We start from the raw sequence: 18,504 nt of genomic DNA, 5'->3' as shown, positions 1-18,504 counted from the left end.
CCCGCCGGATTATCACCGGCGGGGCCTTTTTCTGTCCGTTGTCAGAGTTCCTCTGGCCAGTAGAGCCGCATCGGATTGGTGACGAGCAGCTTTTGCTGAAGTTCTGCCGTAGGGGCGATGCGCGGGATCATGTCGACGATATGGCCATCGTCGGCGATCTCGTCCTGCATATTGGGATGCGGCCAGTCGGTGCCCCAGATCACGCGATCGGGATAATCGGCAACCAGCGGCGTGACCGCGGCGGCGAAATTATCCCACGGATCGCCCATGCCGCCTTCCTTTTTGGCATCGAGCCGTTCGGGGCAGGTGGCCTTGAACCAGATGTCGTCGCGGCTGTCGAGCAGCGCGCGGAACGCCTGCATGTCGGCGCCGTCGGGACCCTGCCTCACATCGGGGCGGCCCATGTGGTCGATGACAACGGGCACGGGAATGGCAGCGATGAAGGGGCGCATTTCCTCCAGAATGTCGGCTTCGAAATAGATCACGACATGCCAGCCTTCGGGCAGGCGCGCAGCAACTTCGAGGAACTTGTCCTTGGGTGCATTATCGACAAGGCGCTTCAGGAAGTTGAAGCGAATGCCGCGAATGCCCGCATCGTGCAGCGCGGCCAGATCCTCTGCCGAAATGTCGGGATCGACCACGGCCACGCCGCGCGCCTTCCCGTTCGACTTGGCGATGGCATCGACGGTGGCGGCATTGTCGGTGCCATGGCAGCTGGCCTGAACGATGACATTGCGCGAAAAGCCAAGGTGATCGCGCAATGCGAACAGCATGTCCGGCCCGGCGTCTTCGGGCAGATATTTTGCCTTCGCACTGAATGGAAACTCGGCCATCGGGCCGAACACATGGCAATGCGCATCGACCGCGCCTGCAGGCGGAGTGAAGGCGGGCTTCGACGGGGCGGAGTGCCACGAGACAATACGATCAGACATAAACAATGCCATCCATAAGCTTGCGCGCAGTGCGCAACAGGGCGCTGGAAACGACCGCGCCGGTTTCATCTGTTTCAAGCAAGCAGCTCATCTCGCCGCTCGGATGCTCGATGCTCAGCGTTTTGCGCGCACCTTCGGGAATATCGGCCACCTCGGCAGCAGGCGATCCGGGGACGAGGCAGGCGGTGGCTGCCGTCACCGCGCCCAGCACGCCGATGCTGGCATGCGCGCGATGCGGGATGAAAACGCGGGTGGTGACCGCGCCGCCGTTTCGCGGCGGAGCGACGAGCGTCATCTTGGGCACGGATTTCTTTGTCACGTCGCCAAGGTTCATCATCTCGCCGGCGGCAAGGCGGATCGCCTCAATCTTTTCGCGGATGGGGGCGAAAGCGTCTGCTTCCATCTCCTCACGCGTTTCGTAACCGGTGGCGCCCACGTCCTGCGCCTTGAACACGATGCAGGGCATGCCATTGTCGATCAGCGTGCAGGGCACGCCATTGATGACATCGACCGGATTGCCGCTGGGCAGAAGCGCGCCGCAGGATGAACCGGCGGTATCGCGGAATTCGACCGGGATCGGCGCATGGGTGCCGGGCACGCCGTCGATGGCGGCAGTGCCTGCGTAATTTACCACACCGCCGGGCGTCTCGACCGTCTCCACCGCGACCTGGCCCGTGTTTTCCATATAGATCGACACGCGGCTTTCATCGCCGGTGGGTGTCACCAGTCCACGCTCGATCGCAAAGGGGCCGACACCGGCAAGGATATTGCCACAATTCTGCTGGTCCGACACGATGGCCTGATCGACGAAAACCTGCAGGAACAGATAATCGACATCGATGCCCTCGCGCTCCGACTTCCTGACCACTGCGACCTTGCTGGTCAGCGGGTCGGCGCCGCCCATGCCGTCGATCTGGCGCGGATCGGGGCTGCCCATCACGCCCAGCAGAAACGCATCGCGCGCCTCGGTGTCAGACGGCAGGTCCGTGCTCAGGAAATAGCCGCCTCTCGACGTGCCACCGCGCATCCACATGACTTTGGCCGACGCGGTCATCAGACGTACTTCAGCCCTTCGGCCTCAAGCCGCTCGCGCATCTTGTACATGTCGAGGCCGAGAACGCCCGATTCCAGCGTCTTGCGCTTTTCGCCTTCCATCGCTTCGCGGGCGCGGGCTTTTTCCAGCACTTCGGCAGCCTTTTCGCGCGGCACGCAGGCCACGCCATCGTCGTCGGCCACGATCACATCGCCCGGGTTTACCGCGCAATTGGCGCACACCACCGGCACGTTGACGCTGCCCAAAGTGTTCTTGACGGTGCCTTGCGCATAGACAGCCTTGGACCAGACGGGGAAGTTCATTTCCGTGAGGTCGCGCACGTCGCGCACGCCTGCATCGATGATCAGCCCGCGGCAGCCGCGCGCCTGTGCGCTGGTGGCAAGAAGATCGCCGAAATAGCCATCCTCGCACGGGGAGGTCGGGGCCAGCAGCAGGATGTCATTCGCCTGAAGCTGCTCGATCGCGACATGCACCATCCAGTTGTCGCCCGGAGGCGCGCTGATCGTGACCGCGCTGCCCGCGATGCGCGCCCCGGCATAGATCGGGCGCATATAGCTGGCGAGGAGACCGGTGCGGCCTTGCGCCTCATGCACGGTGGCGACGCCGCAGGCGGCAAGCCCATCGATGACGTCCTGAGATGCGCGTTCGATATTCTGGACGACGATGCCGCTCACGGGACTGCTCCTTGGTTTTCTGATCTTGGCCTGCTGACTTGGCCCTGCCGCGCGGAATTGGAAAACAGGAAATGCTGGATCGCCTATTAGTTTTCGCTAAAACACCCGTCATGGAGCTTTGGGACCTGAACCTGCGCCACCTGTCGGCCATGGCCGAGATCGCGCGCTTGGGCACGATCAATGCAGCCGCAGGTGCGGTGAACCTGACCCAGCCTGCGATCACCCAGGCGCTTGCCCGGCTGGAACGCCAGCTGGGCGCCAGCCTGTTCGACCGGCGCCCCGATGGCATGACGCCGACCGAACCGGCCCTGCTGCTGGCCCCGCGCGTGGATGCCGCGATGGAGCGGATCGGTAGTCCCCATGTCACCATGGCGCGTATGCGAGCGCTGCTCGCGCTCGCCGATGCGGGCAGCTATACGGGGGCGGCTGCGGCCACTGGGCTGTCGATGCCATCGCTGCACCGGGCCGTCAGCGATCTTGCGCTTGCCACAAGGCGCAAGCTGGTGGAACGGCGCGGCAAGGCGCTGGTCTTTACCGAAGCGGGGCTGCGCACGGTCAGGGCCTTTCGGCTGGCGCGGTCCGAACTTATCGCTGGATTGTCGGAGGTCGAGGCACTGAAAGGGCGCGAGACGCGGGCCATCGCGATCGGCGCCATGCCTTTGTCGCGGGCGCGCGTGTTGCCAGAAGCGGTGGTGCGCTTTGCCCGCCGCTATCCCGAAGTACGCATCTCCATTGTCGAAGGATCCCGGGTCGAGCTGGTCGAACCCTTGCGCGACGGCATGATCGATTTCACCATTGGAGCGCTGCGCGATCCCTTGCCCGAACCCGATCTGGAGCAGGAGGCGCTGTTCATCGACATGCCGGTCGTGATCGCCCGGTCCGGTCACCCGCTTGCCGGTACCGACGCCTCGCTTGCGGAACTCGCGCGGCATGAATTCGTCATGCCCCCGGTCGGGACGCCGCTGCGCGATGCCTGGGATGAACGTTTCACCCTTGCCGGGCTGGAACCGCCGCGTGTCGTGATCGAGACCGGATCGGTCATGATGATCCGTCAGATGCTGGTCGGCAGCGACCGGCTGACGGTGCTGTCGCCCGACCAGCTGGCGGTCGAGCTGGATGCCGGGCTTTTGCAGCAGGTTGCAGAGCCGGTCGATGGCATGCGCCGCACCATCGGCATCACCCAGCGATCGGGATGGCGTGCGACCAGCGTGCAAAGTGCCTTCCTCGCCACTTTGCGCGAGGTGGTTGCGGTGTGAAGTGACCGATGCCGCGCCCCGACATCGGTGCTGGCCATAACAAGTGGGTGACTTCAAGGATCGAGAATTAGCGAAAGCTTATCGCTATCTCGGCCTTTCCATTGGTTACCCTCGCCACGCGCCCGGCATAGTAAGGGCATGTTAGGCAACCCAACCCCAACGATAGCGCTCATCGGTTATGGCGAGGCCGGGCACACCTTTGCCCATGCCGCCGGGTGGGAAGCGCAGGCCTGCGCCTTCGATCCCTTGCCTGCGCGCCATACCGTGATGGAGGCCGATGGCGTCACCGCCTGCGCATCGCCTGCGCAGGCGCTCGAACGGGCCGATCTCGTCCTTTCGCTGGTGACCGCCGACAGCGCGCTTGACGCGGCACAGGCCGCGGCCCCGCTGCTAATGCCCGGTGCGCTTTTTTGCGACATGAACTCGGTCTCCCCCGATACCAAGCGGGAAGCGGCGGCAGCTGTGCACGCGGGCGCTGGCCGCTATGTCGATGTTGCCGTGCTGGCCCCTGTTCATCCGGCGCGGCTGCGGGTGCCGCTGCTGATCGCGGGACCCGCAGCATCCGATGGGCGCGACGCGCTGGAGCAGGCCGGCTTTGCCAATACGCGCATCGTCGGCGATGAAATCGGGCGCGCATCGGCGATCAAGATGATCCGTTCGATCATGGTCAAGGGCGTGGAAGCGCTGACCGCCGAGATGATGATCGCCGCCACCCGCGCCGGTGTGACCGAAGAGGTCATCGCCTCTCTCGACGCGAGCGAGAAGAATATCGGCTGGGCCGAACGCGCCGAATACAACCTTGAGCGCATGATGACCCACGGCCTGCGCCGCGCAGCCGAGATGGAGGAGAGCGCCAAGACGCTGACCGGTCTTGGCATCGAGCCGCTGATGACCGGCGGCACCGTGCAGCGCCAGCGCGCAATGGCAGGGCGCACACCCGATGATTTCAGCCAGTAAGGCGGGAGAGACACGCATCATGATTATCGATTGCCACGGCCATTATACCGTCCTGCCCAAGGGGCACGACCAATGGCGCGAAGACCAGAAGGCCGCTTATCTGGAAGGCAAGGCCCCGCCGCCCTATCCCGAGATCAGCGATGATGAAATTCGCCAGACGATCGAGGACAATCAGCTTCGCCTGATCAAGGAGCGCGGCGCGGATCTGACCATCTTCTCCCCGCGTGCGTCGGCCATGGCGCATCATGTCGGCGATCAGGATGTCAGCGCCGAATGGGCGCTCCATTGCAACAACCTCATCCACCGCGTGACGAAGCTGTTTCCGGATACCTTCGTCGGCGTGTGCATGCTGCCGCAAAGCCCCAAGGCCGATCTTGCCGCCAGCATCACCGAACTGCGTCGCTGCGTCGAGGAGCTGGGCTTCATCGGCTGCAACCTCAATCCCGATCCGGGCGGCGGCCATTTCGAACATCCGCCGCTGACCGACGAATATTGGTTCCCTTTGTATGAGGTGATGGAGGAACTCGACGTTCCGGCCATGATCCATGTGTCGGGCAGCTGCAATCCGGCCATGCATGCGACGGGCGGCTTTTATCTGGCCGCCGATACGGTCGCCTTCATGCAGCTGATGCAGGGCGACCTGTTCGCCAAATTCCCCAAGCTTCGCTTCATCATCCCGCATGGCGGCGGGGCGGTGCCCTATCACTGGGGCCGGTATCGCGGGCTCGCCGACATGCTGAAAAAGCCCAGCCTCGACGAATATATCATGAACAATGTGTTCTTCGACACCTGCGTCTATCACCAGCCGGGGGTCGACCTCCTGGCCGACGTGATCGACAACAAGAACATCCTGTTCGGCAGCGAAATGGTGGGCGCGGTGCGCGGGATCGATCCGCAGACCGGCCATTATTTCGACGACACCAAACGCTATGTCGACGCGCTCGACATTACAGAGGAAGAGCGCGCCGCGATCTTCGAGGGCAATGCGCGGAAGGTGTTCCCGCGCCTCGACGCCATGCTCAAGGCGCAGGGTCAGTAAGGGGGAGGCCTATGACCGACATTCACGAATATCTGGCGGAATTCGACGATATTCCCGGCACGCGGGTATATACGGCGGCGCGTGCACGGCAGGGGTATCACCTCAACCAGTTCGCGATGAGCCTGATGAAGGAAGAAAACCGCAAGCGTTTCCACGCGGACGAGAAGGCCTATCTCGACGAATGGCCGATTACTGACGAGCAGAAGCAGGCGGTCCTCGACCGGGATTACAATCGCCTGCTCGACCTTGGCGGGAACATCTATTTCCTTTCCAAGGTTTTTTCCTCCGACGGGCTTTCCTTCGTGCAGGCCGTGTCCACCATGACCGGCATGAGCGTTGAGGATTACCAGGCCATGATGATGGCCGGCGGTCGCCCCGCACCCGGCAACCGTTCGATTAAGGACAAGAACTGATGGCCCGCATCACCCACGGCATTGCCTGCAGCCATATCCCGGTGTTGGGATATGCCTTCGATCATGGCAAGGACGGCGAGGATTACTTCAAGCCCGCCTTCGAAGGGTTCGACTGGACCCGCCAGTTCATGGAAGAGGAAAAGCCCGATGTAATCGTGCTGGTCTATAACGACCATGCCTCCGCATTCGACATGAAGATCATCCCGACCTTTGCCATTGGCACGGGCGAGATCTACCAGCCTGCCGACGAAGGTTTTGGCGCGCGGCCCGTGCCGCCGGTCGAAGGGCATGCCGATCTTGCCTGGCATATCGCGCAGTCGCTGATCCTCGACGAATTCGACATGACGATCATCAACGAGATGGAGGTCGACCATGGCCTCACCGTGCCCCTGTCGATGATGTATGGCCATGTCGAAAAATGGCCGGTCAAGGTGATCCCGCTGGCCGTCAATGTCGTCACCTATCCGCCGCCGTCGGGCAATCGCTGCTGGCTGCTGGGCGAAGCCATAGCCCGCGCCGTCGAAAGCTTCCCCGAAGACCTCAAAGTGCAGGTTTGGGGCACCGGCGGCATGAGCCACCAGCTGCAGGGGCCGCGTGCGGGGCTGATCAATAAGGAGTGGGACAATATGTTCCTCGACAAACTGATCGGCGACACGCAGGACCTGCGCCATATCCCCCATATCGAATATCTGCGCGAAACCGGCAGCGAGGGGATCGAAATGGTCATGTGGCTGATCATGCGCGGCGCATTGGGCAAGAGCACCAAGGCGCTGCACCGTCACTATCACGTCCCCGTCAGCAATACCGCGCTGGGCCATCTGGTGCTGGAACCTGTCGATGGCAGCGTCCCGCCCAGTCCCACGCTCGAAGGCAATAATGCGGCGGCGCAGGCTCTGATAGCCTGAGCCCCACCGAACCCATCCCTCCCCGGAACACCCCCCATCCGGGCACATTCAGGAGTTACCCCCATGAAGATCGCACTCGTCGGTGCCGGCGCGTTCGGTGAAAAGCACCTCGACGGCCTTAAGAATATCGAAGGCGTCGAGATCGCCTCGGTCATCTCTCGCGAGGCCGAGCAGGCCGCCGAAGTCGCCGCAAAATATGGCGCTCCCCATTCGGGCACGGACCTTGCCGATGCGCTGGCTCTGCCCGAAGTCGATGCGGTGATCCTGTGCACCCCCACGCAGATGCATGCCGAGCAGGCGATTGCCTGCATGGATGCGGGCAAGCACGTGCAGGTCGAAATCCCGCTGGCCGACAGCTGGGAAGATGCGCTGGCCGTGGAAGCCAAGGCCAAGGAAACGGGCCTCACCTGCATGGTCGGCCATACCCGCCGCTTTAACCCCAGCCACCAGTGGGTGAAGAACAAGATCGACGCCGGTGAATTCAACATCCAGGCGATGGATATCGAAACCTTCTTCTTCCGCCGCAAGAACATGAACGCCAAGGGCCAGCCCCGCAGCTGGACAGATCACCTGCTGTGGCACCATTCGGCGCATTCCATCGATATTTTCCAGTACATGACCGGGTCGAAGGTCATCGCCGCCAATGTGCTGCAGGGTCCCAAGCATGCCGAGCTGGGTATTGCGATGGACATGTCGATCCAGCTGAAGACCGAGGCAGGCCAGATCCTGACGCTGGCGCTGTCGTTCAATAATGACGGGCCGCTGGGCACCTTCTTCCGCTATATCGGCGACACCGGCACCTATATCGCGCGCTATGACGATCTGGTGACCGGGCGCGAGGAACCGATCGATGTGTCGAACGTCGATGTTTCCATGAACGGAATCGAACTGCAGGACCGCGAATTCGTGGCCGCCATCACCGAAGGGCGTGAGCCCAACAGTTCCGTCTCCAGCGTGCTCGATTGCTACCGCGTGATCGGGGAGCTGGCCGCCAGCCTTGAAGCGCAGGACGGCTGGTCCTGATGAAGCGCGCGCTTGCCGGACGTAATGTAGAGGCCATCGGCCTTGGCTGCATGAATGTGGCCTGGGCCTATGGCACGCCCCCGTCGCGCCAGGATGCGGTTCGTCTGTTCCGGCAGGCGCTCGATCTTGGCTATGATCATTTCGACACCGCCAATATCTACGGCAAGGGCGTGTCGGAGGAGATCCTTGGCGAGGCGATCATGGATCGGCGGGACGAATTCCTGCTTGCGTCCAAGACGGGCATCGTCGTCGATGGGCCAAAGCGCGGCATCAATTGCAGCCCCGACGCAATGACCGCCTCGATCGAGGCGAGCCTTGAGCGGCTGAAGACCGATCATATCGACCTGTTCTACATGCACCGCTTCGATCCCAAGGTGCCGATTGCCGACAGCGTCGGCGCTTTGGGCGATGCGATACAGGCGGGCAAGATCGGCGCCTATGGCGTTTCCGAATGGAGCAGCGCCCATATCCGCGAAGCCCACGGCGTGCATCCCGTAGCGGCGGTGCAGACCGAATATTCGCCGTGGACCCGCAATGTCGAACTGGGCGTGCTGGAAACGACCAGGGAACTGGGCATCCCGCTCGTCGCCTTTTCCCCCGTCGCGCGTGGGGCGCTGGCCAATGCGCTGAGCGATCCGCTGGTGCTGGAAGAGAAAGACTTGCGCGCCAGCCACCCGCGTTTCAGCGACGATAACTGGCCGCGTAACATGGTGCTGATCCGGGCGTTCAACGCATTGGCGGCAGAGGCTGGCATCACGCCCGCGCAGTTGTCGCTGGCATGGGTGCTATCGCGCGGCGATCACGTCCATGCGATCCCCGGCACCACCAGTCCCGTGCATCTTGCTGAAAATTTCGCGGCCAGCGACATCGCTGTCAGCGACGAGGTGCTGGCCAAGGCGGGCGACATCGTGAACCAGCAGACCGTATCGGGCCGTCGCTACCCGGAAGTCATGCGCGGAACGATCGATACCGAGGATTTCTGAGGATATCGTTAACCAGCTCACCATGACCTGATCGCACGCCTCGATGTGCGAGGCTGGCAACCCATACGAGATGGTAAGGGCTCTCCAAGAGGTATTGGAACCAGCCGGACCTATCCGAAGAGTGGACGTTTTACACTGACGTGCACCGTTATTCCCGAGGTCGCCTTAAGGCTGAACGTGGATGTGAAACCCGTTTAACGCGTATCGCCGATACGGCCCTGGTCGCGATGAAATTCTGTCTTGGCTCGAAGAGCATGCGCCAAAGTGGACTTGTGATGGTTTTGTGCCGGTCTCCTGCGAGCATGATGCTCATCGAAAGAGACCGAAAGGTAATCAAATATTCATTGGAATTTCAGCGCGAGGCGGTGCGGATTGCATTGACCAGCGGTTTGCCGCTCAAGCGCGTAGCAAACGATCCGGGCATCGGATCGATGGCGAGAAGGCCGAGAATGGTACTGGGCGCGGTAGCCTTGTCATTCCAGCCCAGATGGCGACCCCGGGTGCCGTCAACTTCATGGCGATGCAGGGCCGCGGGCTGGTCTGCCTTGCGCTGACGCAGGCACGCATGGCGCAACTTGGCCTCAAACCGATGGTCGGCGGACAAAACGCTGGGCCGGGCACTGCCTTCCATACGTCCATAGAGGCTTTTGAGGGTGTGACCACCGGCATCAGTGCGGCCGATCGTGCGCGCACAATTGCGGTGGCGATCAATTCCGACTGCGGGCCAGACGATATCGTCACTCCCGGCCATGTCTTTCCATTGACTGCGAACGAGGGCGGCGTCCTGCTGCGAGCGGGTCAGACCGAGGCGTCGGTCGATATTGCGCGGCTTGCTGGCCTTAAACCCTCGGCAGTTATCTGTGCGGAGCTGGACATAAACGGCAATGTCGCCGACTTTGACGATCTAGTCCAGTTCGCCGACGACCATGCGATGAAGATCGGCACAGTCAGCGATATCATCGCCCTTCGCCGCCGGCCCGGAATGCACGGCTTGATGCCCTTTCGTTCAAGCGCGTCCCTGAACCATTGGGCGTTAACCCCGATCGGCCATCATCCATTTCGCCATAGGCAGGTCGCCGAGGAGGGCCGCCGCCCGTGTAGTCGCTGATCTTGCCAGCCGTGATGAAGAAGCTCAAAGGGCGACCGTTGGCATCAGTGACTGCGTGAAGCTTGGTGTTCATGCCGCCCTTCGTCCGCCCGATCAGGCGCCCGAGGTTCCCTTTTTTAACCCAAGGCTGGAAGCCGTGCGGTGAGCGTTGAGATAGGTCGGGTCGATCATGATGGTCTGGGGTTCGGCTCTCTGGGCGGACAGACCTTCCATCATCCGAGCAAACACACCCATCTCGCCCCACCGCTTCCAGCGGTTATACAATGTCATGCGTGGCCCGTATGCTCTGGGAGCAACCCGCCAACGCAGGCCGTTCCGATTGACGAAAATATTCCCGCTCAGGACCTGCCGATCATCGACCCGTGGCCTTCCATCGCTCTTGGGAAAATACGGCGACAGACGCGCTATCTGCTCATCCGTCAGCCAATACAGGTCGCTCATACTCAGTCTCCTCGCGGAGCCTGGTTCATATCGCCGCCTGCAAATCAATGGGTCATGAGCTTAGGTGGCCGATGATATTCGAATCACTGCTGACTATTCAAAAAGTGAAGCAAGCCTCGACATTTGCCTTAGAAAAACGGCTTAAAAACGTGATTTTTGCCATGAAAAGCCAATATTGGTGCGACCTTTTAAACATATTGCCGATCTGCATATCGCTAGTTACGTATTCTATATACGCACAGTGAGAGATGCGTGATGGATGAGAGGATCAATGTGACCCATTCCCCGGAATCGAGATGAGCGCAAAGCTTCGACCATCCTGACGAGGCTCGCTGGCTGAGCGCTGTCTGACCGATGGTGTTTGATGCGGCGCGGCGGGCAGACGGCCGCCTTGAGAAAAGACTGACGCGCTGGCGAATGAAACCTGCGCGAGGGAGAGAGCTATGAACGCAACGGCTTTTGCGCAGACGCTGCATGGTCAAAAGGGGCACGAAGTCCACTTACCACGCAATCGCATGCTGATCGGTGGCGAATGGATCGAAAGCGCCGAAGGGCAATGCATCAATGTGGAGGATCCGGCCACCGCCGAAATCTTCACCCGCGTCCCGGCAGGTTCCGCCGAGGATATTGACCGTGCTGTTAGCGCCGCGCGAAAGGCATTTGAGTCTGCAAGCTGGGCGCGCATGCGTCCGCTCGACCGCGGCAAGATAATCGAGAATATCGCCCGCAAGATCGAGGAGCACGCCGGCGAACTGGCACTTCTGGAAAGTTACGACAACGGCAAGGCGGTGCATCACGCGCTAGCCGTCGACGTGCCGGCGGCGGTCGACATTTTTCGCTATATGGCGGGCTGGACGTCCAAGATCGGCGGGCAGGTCAATCCGATTTCGGGCGACGGGCAGCAATACCACAGCTATTCCGTGCGCGAGCCAGTGGGCGTGGTCGGCCAGATCGTGCCATGGAACTATCCGCTGGCGATGGCCGCGTGGAAAATCGCGCCGGCGCTGGCGGCAGGCTGTACGATCGTCCTGAAGCCATCGGAACTGACGCCGCTGACCGCGCTTCGACTGGCTGAACTCGCGCTCGAAGCCGGTTTGCCAGAAGGCGTGCTCAACGTGGTGACGGGCTATGGCCAGGATGCCGGGCAGGCATTGGTCGAACATCGCGGCGTGGACAAGATCGCCTTCACCGGTTCGACAAGGGTCGGCAAGCAGATCGTGCGCACGGCTGCCGATGATCTGAAACGCGTAACTTTGGAGCTCGGCGGTAAATCGCCTTCGCTGATTTTTGCCGATGCGGACCTCGAGAAGGCGACTCTCGGGGCCGCGCTCGCCATCTTTTTCAATTCGGGTCAGGTGTGCCTCGCCGCCTCGCGCCTGTTCGTCGAACGATCGGTCTATGATCAGGTTGTCGAAGGCATTGCAAAGGTGGCGCAAGGCTTCAAGCTGGGTCATGGCCGTGATCCGGACACGATGCTTGGACCGCTGGTGTCGCGTGCGCAGCAGATCCGCGTGCTCGACTATATTGAACAGGGCCGGCAGTGCGGAGCCGAAGTCGTCACCGGCGGCGGGACCGGCGGCAAGGACGGCTATTTCGTAGAGCCGACGATCTTCTCCAATCCGGACCGCGACGCCAGCATTGTGCGTGAAGAAATCTTCGGTCCGGTCCTTGTCGCCACCCCGTTCGACGATGTCGAGGAAGTGGTGAAGGCTGCCAATGACACACACTATGGGCTGGCCGCCAATATCTGGACCCGCGATCTTTCGCGCGCGCATCTTACCGCACGTCAACTGCAGGCCGGCGTGGTCTGGATCAACACCCACGGCATGAACGATCCTTCCGCGCCTTTTGGCGGCGTGAAGGAATCCGGCTGGGGCCGCGAGGTCGGGGAAGAGGGCTTGCTGCACTACACCGAGACCAAGACGGTGACCGCTCTGCTTGGCGAATGAGCGCGAACATGGCTGCCTTCACAACAGGAAAAGACGGGAGACATGAGTGAATGAGTTGTTTTTCGACGTGTTTGGCGGCGTGTAGGCAGCGTGCTCACCGCTGCGATCGCCATGCGACGATGGCCAGGACGCAGAAAGACTCATTCGAAGACACAGTTCCGTGAATTGGAACGATCTGCGTGAGAAGCTTCCCACATGCGCCGAATGCGCAACGTTTAAATTCGCGATCGGCCAACCCGACCAGATGGTCGAGTGCTGCCGCAATCCAAAGGCGATTGAGGATACGACCATGATCGTCGGGCCGATTTGCGCCTGACGCAGAAGGATCAAGGAGAAGAACGTGAAGGCTGCCATACTCAATAACCTGGACGGTACGTTTCAGGTCGGCGAAATCGAAATCGACGAACCCCGCGACCACGAGGTGCTGGTCGAGGTGAAGGCATCGGGCCTTTGCCATTCCGATCTTCACTTTGCCGAGACCGATTTCGGCGTGCCGCTTCCCGCCGTGTTGGGGCACGAACTGGCCGGCGTGGTCATCGCGGTCGGTCCCGAAGTGCGCGAATTCGAGATTGGCGACCATGTCGTCGGCTCGCTTATCCAGTTCTGTGGTCATTGCCGCGCCTGCAATTCGGGCAAGACCTATCAATGCACCCATCCGGAAAAAACGCTGCGCGCCGATGAGGGTGAGAAGCCGCGCCTGCGAGGTGAGAGCGGGGCCGTCACGCAAGTTTTCGGTACGGGTGCCTTTGCGGAAAAGGCGCTGGTGCATGAAAACCAGCTTGCCAAGGTGCCAAAGGAACTGCCGTTCGCACAGGCCTCGCTGCTGGGCTGCGGCACGATCACCGGGGCAGGTGCAGCGATCAATACCGCTTCTGTCCGCCCGGGCGATACGGTTGCCGTGATCGGCATTGGCGGCGTCGGGCTTAACGTTATTTCGGGTGCGAAGCTGGCTGGCGCAGGGCGCATTGTGGCGATCGACATGCAGCCAAGGAAGGAAGAGCTTGCCCGCAAGTTCGGTGCGACCGATTTCATCGATGCGTCTTCCGGCAATTCTGTCGAAGCGTTGCGCACGCTTATACCGGGCGGCGCGGATCACGTTTTCGAGGTCGTGGGCATCAAGGCTACATCGGAGCAGGCGATCCAGATGGCCCGCAAGGGCGGGGGCGCCTATATGATCGGGGTCCATGCGCCGACATCGACCATCGATGTCAATGTCACGGTCGACCTGTTGACCAATCAGGTTGATCTCCGCGGTGTCTATATGGGTTCGACTAATATCAAGCAAGACATCCCGATGTATGCCCAGCTGTACTTGCAGGGTAAGCTCAACCTCGATGACCTGATCTCGCGCGAGATCGGGATCGAGGAGATTAATGAGGCCTATGCGGAGCTGAAGGGCGGTGCGATCGCCCGCAGCGTGATTACCTCGTTCTGATCGAAGCGTTCATCATGTGCAAAAGAAAAGGAGCGGTGCTGAAGCGCCGCTCCTTTTTAGTGGGGCAGAATCTTTTCCGTCAGGCCGCCATGCCCTGACCTTCTTCAGCCTCAGCCATAGCGCTGAGCAGGCGGCGAGCCTGATTCACGGCGCCGTCGCTGGCAATGCCGACGAAGGTACGACCAGGATCGTCATTGATCCGTTCCTGCTGTAGCGCCAGCGTCTGTTCGTCTTCGGTGATCGTGTCGAAGAACTGATCGAAAAGCTTGTCAGGCACGCCGGTCGCCGGATCGGCCGTGGTGCAGATGGTCCACAAATAATGGCTGGTCGTTTCCGTTTCGGGCGTGATGAAATGGTTGTTCGCCAGTTCAAAGCCATTGTCGCGGCGGCCTTCATAGGCGCCGGTCCCCGCATCGCAGCCACCCGCATTGACGCGCAGGGTCATGCCCCGGGCCGGTTCGAAGCGCACTTCCTGCCAGCGATCGACGCGTCCCTTGAAGCCGCCCGCGTCGATATAGGAACGCGGCGGGACCGAATTGGGCATCTTGCGCAGAAGTTCCACGCGCTTGCCGTCGAACTCTACCTTGGTTTCCGCGCCATAATGCTGTTCGGGGTTACCGCCGATCGTGCCCGCGTGGATGTACGGCACATGGGTCAGGTCCATGATATTGTCGACGATAAGCTGCCAATCGGCATTCACCGGGAAATTATAGGGTCGCCACGTCCACTTTGGATCGTTGTGTTCCGGACTGTCGATGATCTGTGCGGGATCGGCCAGTTCGGCATCGCCCATCCAGATCCAGATCAGATGATCCTTTTCGACAACCGGATAGCTGCGCACATTGGCGGCAGGCGGAATACGTTCCTGATTAGGAATGCGCGCGCACTTGCCGTCGGCTTCGAATTCGACACCGTGATAGGCGCAGCGGATGCGACAACCGTCTACGTGGCCGGAACTGAGGGGCATCGCACGGTGACTGCACCGGTCTTCCAGTGCGGCGATTTTGCTGTCTTCGGTGCGAAAGAGGACGACCGGTTTGTTCAGGAGCTTGCGGGCGAGTGTCTTGCCCGACTCGATCTCGGCGGCGAAGGCAGCGACATACCATGTGTTCTTGATGAACATGACTCTCTCCAGATAATTCCTGCCGATCTGAGCGGCACTGTTCTGATCTGTATTTTCAGTATGCTGCCATGCTGCGCGCAAGCCAATTCCAATAGCATAATGCCATAAGATTTTCGGGATGGAGGGGGCATGAAATTCAGCGCCGTTGTCGTGTGTAGGCGGGCGAGGCGCAATTTCACGGGTTCTGAATGGTATTTGCGAAATTGAATAATTGCGATTTGCTTAGATAATAAATCTACTAATTTCAGTATGTTGATTGGCCGCCGGCAACGCAATTTTTCTCTAGCAGCCGGTTTGGAACGGCGCTCGCTTTGTCGCCTGCCTCAGAATTGGCCGACATCACTCTTGCAATGGTAGGACCATTATGCTTTTTCAGTGTTGAGAGTGATCGAGACATCTGAAAGGCACATCATGGACTTCGAACTTCCCGACGAGATCAAGGATTTCTGCGAGGCGACAAAGGCCATCGTCAACGACCTGCTGCCGCTGGAGCGCGAATTCGTTGAGACTGGCGTGGTCCCGCCGATCGTTCGCCAGACCCTAGTCGATAACGGATATTTCGGCATGGCCTTGCCCGAGGAATATGGCGGCCTTGGGCTTGGCGCTCTGGCGCAGGCTGCGGTGCAGATCGAGCTTGCGCGCCTTCCCCCCCAATTCTGGACCGAAATTCGCCCACTGATGGGTCCGGGCGCGAAGAACATCGCCTATCACTGCACTGAAGCGCAGAAGGAGATGCTGATCCCGGGAATGGCAACTGGCGAAATTCCGGTAGCCTTCGCTCTCACGGAGCCGGGTTCGGGGTCTGATCCCGGTTCAATGCGCACCACCGCGACGCGCAATGCCGATGGCTGGGTGATCAATGGATCGAAGACCTATATCTCGAACGGCAAGAACGCGAAATTTGTCACGGTCTATGCCTACACGGACAAGAGCGCAGGTGCTCGCGGCGGCATCTCGGCCTTCTTGATGCCAGCGGATACGCCGGGCTTTTCGGTGTCGGGCGTGATCGAGCTGATGGGTACTTCGCCGGCCGTGTACGAACTGACATTCGATGAATGTCAGGTGCCTGCCGACGCTTTGATCGGCGAAGAGGGCAAGGGCTTCAGCTATGCGCTTGAATGTTTGAACGAAGGCCGCATGAATGTTGGCGCGACGGCAGTGGGAATGGGCGAATATGCGCTCGAACTTGCGACTGAAGAAGCGAAAGTTCGCCCGGCGTTCGGCAATGTCATCGCCGATTTTCAGGCAATTCGCCATTATCTGGCCGGTATGGCGACCGACATGCGTGCCGCGCGCCTGATCCTGCTCGATGCCGCATGGCGCTATGATCAGGGCGAAAAGCGCCGCGAACTGGCTTCGATGGCGAAGCTGTTCGCGACCGAGGCGGGTGGCCGTACGGTCGATACCGCGCTGCAGATTTATGGCGGCGCGGGCTATTGCAAGGGCTATGCGATCGAACGGCTCTATCGCGATATCCGCATCACGCGGATTTATGAGGGTTCTTCGGAAATTCAGAAGAACACCATCGCAAAAGAACTGCTGCGCTGATTCACCTCTGCATTGAATAGGATAGGCTTATGAAGGCCCTGGTGCCCGTGAAGCGGGTTATTGACTACAACGTGAAGCCGCGTGTGAAAGCGGACGGCTCGGGCGTGGATCTTGCGAACGTCAAGATGAGCATGAACCCGTTTGACGAGATCGCGGTGGAAGAAGCGATCCGGCTGAAGGAAGCGGGTTCGGTTTCGGAGATCGTGGCCGTCTCCATCGGCCCGGCAAAGGCGCAGGAAACGCTGCGCACGGCGCTGGCGATGGGCGCGGATAGCGCGGTGCTGGTCGAGACGGACGAGACCGTGGAGCCGCTCGCGGTGGCGAAGATCCTGAAGGCCGTGGCCGGAGAGGTCGAACCGGGCCTGATCATCCTCGGCAAGCAGGCGATCGACGACGATGCGAACCAGACCGGCCAGATGCTGGCCGCGCTGATGGACCTGCCGCAGGGCACGTTTGCCTCGAAGGTCGTGGTCGAGGGTGACAGCGTCAGCGTGACCCGCGAAGTCGATGGCGGGCTGGAGACGGTGAAGCTGTCGCTGCCTGCGATCGTGACGACCGATCTGCGCCTGAACGAGCCGCGCTATGCGTCGCTGCCGAACATCATGAAGGCGAAGAAGAAGCCTTTGGAGACCAGGACCCCGGCTGACTACGGCGTGGATATCGCGCCGCGCCTGAAGACGCTGAAAGTGTCCGAACCGCCGGTGCGGCAGGCGGGCGTGAAGGTCGCCGACGTCGACGAACTGGTCGCCAAGCTCAAAGCCATGGGAGTCGCGTAAGATGAAGACGCTTGTTTATGTCGATCACGACAACGCCAATCTGGGCGATGCGACGCTCGCCACCGTCACCGCTGCGTCCAAGCTGGGCGAAGTGCACCTGCTGGTCGCGGGCGCTGGCTGCGCTGCCGTGGGTGAAGCCGCTGCCAGGATCGCAGGCGTGGGCAAGGTCCATGTCGCGGACGACGCGGCCTTTGAACACCAGCTGGCCGAGAATGTCGCGCCGCTGATTGCGGGCTTGATGGACGCAGGTGAGCATGGGCATGACGCCGTGCTGTTCCCCGCCACCACCACCGGCAAGAACATCGCGCCGCGGGTCGCCGCGCTGCTCGATGTCATGCAGATCAGCGACATCCTCTCGGTCGAGGGCGAGAAGACCTTCACCCGTCCGATCTATGCGGGCAACGCGATTGCGACCGTTGAATCGACCGATGCGAAGCTGGTCATCACCGTGCGCGGCACCGCCTTCGACAAGGCCGAGGCCGAGGGCGGCAGCGCCGAGATCGAAGCGGTCGCATCGACCGGCGATACCGGCAAATCGAGCTTCGTCAGCGCCGAGATCGCCAAGAGCGAACGCCCGGAACTGACCAGCGCGAAGATCATCGTGTCGGGCGGCCGCGCGCTGAAGGACAGCGAGACCTTCGAGAGCCTCATCATGCCGCTTGCCGACAAGCTCGGCGCGGGCGTGGGCGCATCGCGCGCCGCCGTGGACGCGGGCTATGTCCCCAACGACTACCAGGTCGGGCAGACGGGCAAGATCGTGGCTCCGGAAGTCTATATCGCGATCGGCATCAGCGGCGCGATCCAGCACCTTGCCGGCATGAAGGATTCCAAGACCATCATCGCCATCAACAAGGACGAGGACGCACCCATCTTCCAGGTCGCAGACAT

At 61.2% G+C, this 18,504-nt stretch carries 17 protein-coding genes and 2 pseudogenes; 13 read left to right on the top strand and 6 right to left on the bottom strand.

Annotated elements, in window-relative coordinates:
- Window positions 1-41: 41 nt before the first annotated feature.
- The 3 genes from A9D13_RS16145 to ligK are packed head-to-tail and all read right to left on the bottom strand — an operon-like array spanning window position 42 to window position 2,660.
- Window positions 42-932, bottom strand: coding sequence for an amidohydrolase family protein (locus A9D13_RS16145; RefSeq protein ID WP_066775966.1), 891 nt, complete (start codon window positions 930-932; stop codon window positions 42-44).
- Entirely contained in the window at window positions 925-1,986 is a 1,062-nt protein-coding gene (locus A9D13_RS16140; protein WP_066775964.1) for a 4-oxalomesaconate tautomerase, read from the bottom strand. The genes A9D13_RS16145 and A9D13_RS16140 overlap by 8 nt, the downstream gene beginning before the upstream one ends.
- Complete coding sequence (ligK, locus tag A9D13_RS16135) at window positions 1,986-2,660, bottom strand: 4-carboxy-4-hydroxy-2-oxoadipate aldolase/oxaloacetate decarboxylase (RefSeq protein ID WP_066775962.1); 675 nt, start codon at window positions 2,658-2,660, stop codon at window positions 1,986-1,988. Before ligK ends, A9D13_RS16140 begins: the two co-directional genes overlap by 1 nt.
- Before the next feature lie 110 nt (window positions 2,661-2,770).
- On the opposite strand from ligK, the gene A9D13_RS16130 reads away from it, so the two are divergent.
- The 8 genes and pseudogenes from A9D13_RS16130 to A9D13_RS16095 all read left to right on the top strand — a co-directional run.
- Complete coding sequence (locus A9D13_RS16130; RefSeq protein WP_066775960.1) at window positions 2,771-3,916, top strand: LysR family transcriptional regulator; 1,146 nt, start codon at window positions 2,771-2,773, stop codon at window positions 3,914-3,916.
- A gap of 138 nt (window positions 3,917-4,054) precedes the next feature.
- Window positions 4,055-4,873, top strand: a complete 819-nt coding sequence (locus A9D13_RS16125; RefSeq protein WP_066775958.1) for an NAD(P)-dependent oxidoreductase — start codon at window positions 4,055-4,057, stop codon at window positions 4,871-4,873.
- Window positions 4,874-4,892: 19 nt separating this feature from the next.
- Window positions 4,893-5,912 carry an amidohydrolase family protein gene (locus A9D13_RS16120; protein WP_066775956.1) on the top strand — a complete coding sequence of 340 codons (1,020 nt, stop codon included), beginning with the start codon at window positions 4,893-4,895 and terminating at the stop codon, window positions 5,910-5,912.
- A gap of 11 nt (window positions 5,913-5,923) precedes the next feature.
- On the top strand, window positions 5,924-6,325 hold the full coding sequence (gene ligA, locus A9D13_RS16115; protein WP_066775955.1) for a protocatechuate 4,5-dioxygenase subunit alpha: 402 nt from the start codon (window positions 5,924-5,926) through the stop codon (window positions 6,323-6,325).
- A complete protein-coding gene (locus A9D13_RS16110) occupies window positions 6,325-7,230 on the top strand; it encodes a class III extradiol dioxygenase subunit beta (protein WP_066775954.1) in 906 nt (301 codons plus the stop codon). Before ligA ends, A9D13_RS16110 begins: the two co-directional genes overlap by 1 nt.
- 63 nt (window positions 7,231-7,293) lie before the next feature.
- Window positions 7,294-8,253 (top strand): Gfo/Idh/MocA family oxidoreductase, encoded by a 960-nt coding sequence (locus tag A9D13_RS16105; RefSeq protein WP_066775953.1) that lies wholly within the window; start codon window positions 7,294-7,296, stop codon window positions 8,251-8,253.
- A complete protein-coding gene (locus tag A9D13_RS16100; RefSeq protein WP_066775951.1) occupies window positions 8,253-9,236 on the top strand; it encodes an aldo/keto reductase in 984 nt (327 codons plus the stop codon). The genes A9D13_RS16105 and A9D13_RS16100 overlap by 1 nt, the downstream gene beginning before the upstream one ends.
- A gap of 487 nt (window positions 9,237-9,723) precedes the next feature.
- A pseudogene (locus A9D13_RS16095) lies at window positions 9,724-10,140 on the top strand (3,4-dihydroxy-2-butanone-4-phosphate synthase); the annotation flags it as partial.
- Between the two features lie 59 nt (window positions 10,141-10,199).
- Here A9D13_RS16095 and A9D13_RS20195 read toward each other — a convergent pair.
- Window positions 10,200-10,785, bottom strand: a pseudogene (locus tag A9D13_RS20195) (IS5 family transposase); the annotation flags it as partial.
- A gap of 443 nt (window positions 10,786-11,228) precedes the next feature.
- Here A9D13_RS20195 and A9D13_RS16085 point away from each other — a divergent pair.
- The gene (locus tag A9D13_RS16085) at window positions 11,229-12,734 is read left to right on the top strand and encodes an aldehyde dehydrogenase family protein (RefSeq protein ID WP_280521085.1); all 1,506 of its coding nucleotides are present in this window, start codon (window positions 11,229-11,231) and stop codon (window positions 12,732-12,734) included.
- Between the two features lie 18 nt (window positions 12,735-12,752).
- On the opposite strand, the gene A9D13_RS20625 is transcribed toward A9D13_RS16085, so the two are convergent.
- Entirely contained in the window at window positions 12,753-13,088 is a 336-nt protein-coding gene (locus A9D13_RS20625; RefSeq protein ID WP_156522128.1) for a hypothetical protein, read from the bottom strand.
- Between A9D13_RS20625 and A9D13_RS16080 the strand changes: the two genes are divergently transcribed.
- Complete coding sequence (locus tag A9D13_RS16080) at window positions 13,075-14,169, top strand: Zn-dependent alcohol dehydrogenase (RefSeq protein ID WP_066775937.1); 1,095 nt, start codon at window positions 13,075-13,077, stop codon at window positions 14,167-14,169. The genes A9D13_RS20625 and A9D13_RS16080 overlap by 14 nt on opposite strands.
- A gap of 79 nt (window positions 14,170-14,248) precedes the next feature.
- Here the strand turns inward: A9D13_RS16080 and A9D13_RS16075 are convergent, their stop codons facing one another.
- Entirely contained in the window at window positions 14,249-15,292 is a 1,044-nt protein-coding gene (locus A9D13_RS16075; RefSeq protein WP_066775935.1) for an aromatic ring-hydroxylating dioxygenase subunit alpha, read from the bottom strand.
- Between the two features lie 411 nt (window positions 15,293-15,703).
- On the opposite strand from A9D13_RS16075, the gene A9D13_RS16070 reads away from it, so the two are divergent.
- The 3 genes from A9D13_RS16070 to A9D13_RS16060 form a co-directional block, all read left to right on the top strand.
- Window positions 15,704-16,840 (top strand): acyl-CoA dehydrogenase family protein, encoded by a 1,137-nt coding sequence (locus A9D13_RS16070; RefSeq protein WP_066776051.1) that lies wholly within the window; start codon window positions 15,704-15,706, stop codon window positions 16,838-16,840.
- 29 nt (window positions 16,841-16,869) lie between these two features.
- Window positions 16,870-17,616: an electron transfer flavoprotein subunit beta/FixA family protein gene (locus A9D13_RS16065; RefSeq protein WP_066775933.1), complete on the top strand. Its 747-nt coding sequence runs from the start codon at window positions 16,870-16,872 to the stop codon at window positions 17,614-17,616.
- A gap of 1 nt (window position 17,617) precedes the next feature.
- A partial coding sequence (locus A9D13_RS16060) for an electron transfer flavoprotein subunit alpha/FixB family protein (protein WP_066775932.1) occupies window positions 17,618-18,504 on the top strand: 887 nt, incomplete at its 3' end.

Origin of the sequence: Croceicoccus mobilis, assembly GCF_001661965.1 — a bacterium.
In the GTDB taxonomy this organism is placed as follows: Bacteria; Pseudomonadota; Alphaproteobacteria; order Sphingomonadales; family Sphingomonadaceae; genus Croceicoccus; species Croceicoccus mobilis.
Note: the sequence above shows the minus strand (reverse complement) of the source record. Positions and strands in the feature narration are given on the sequence as shown.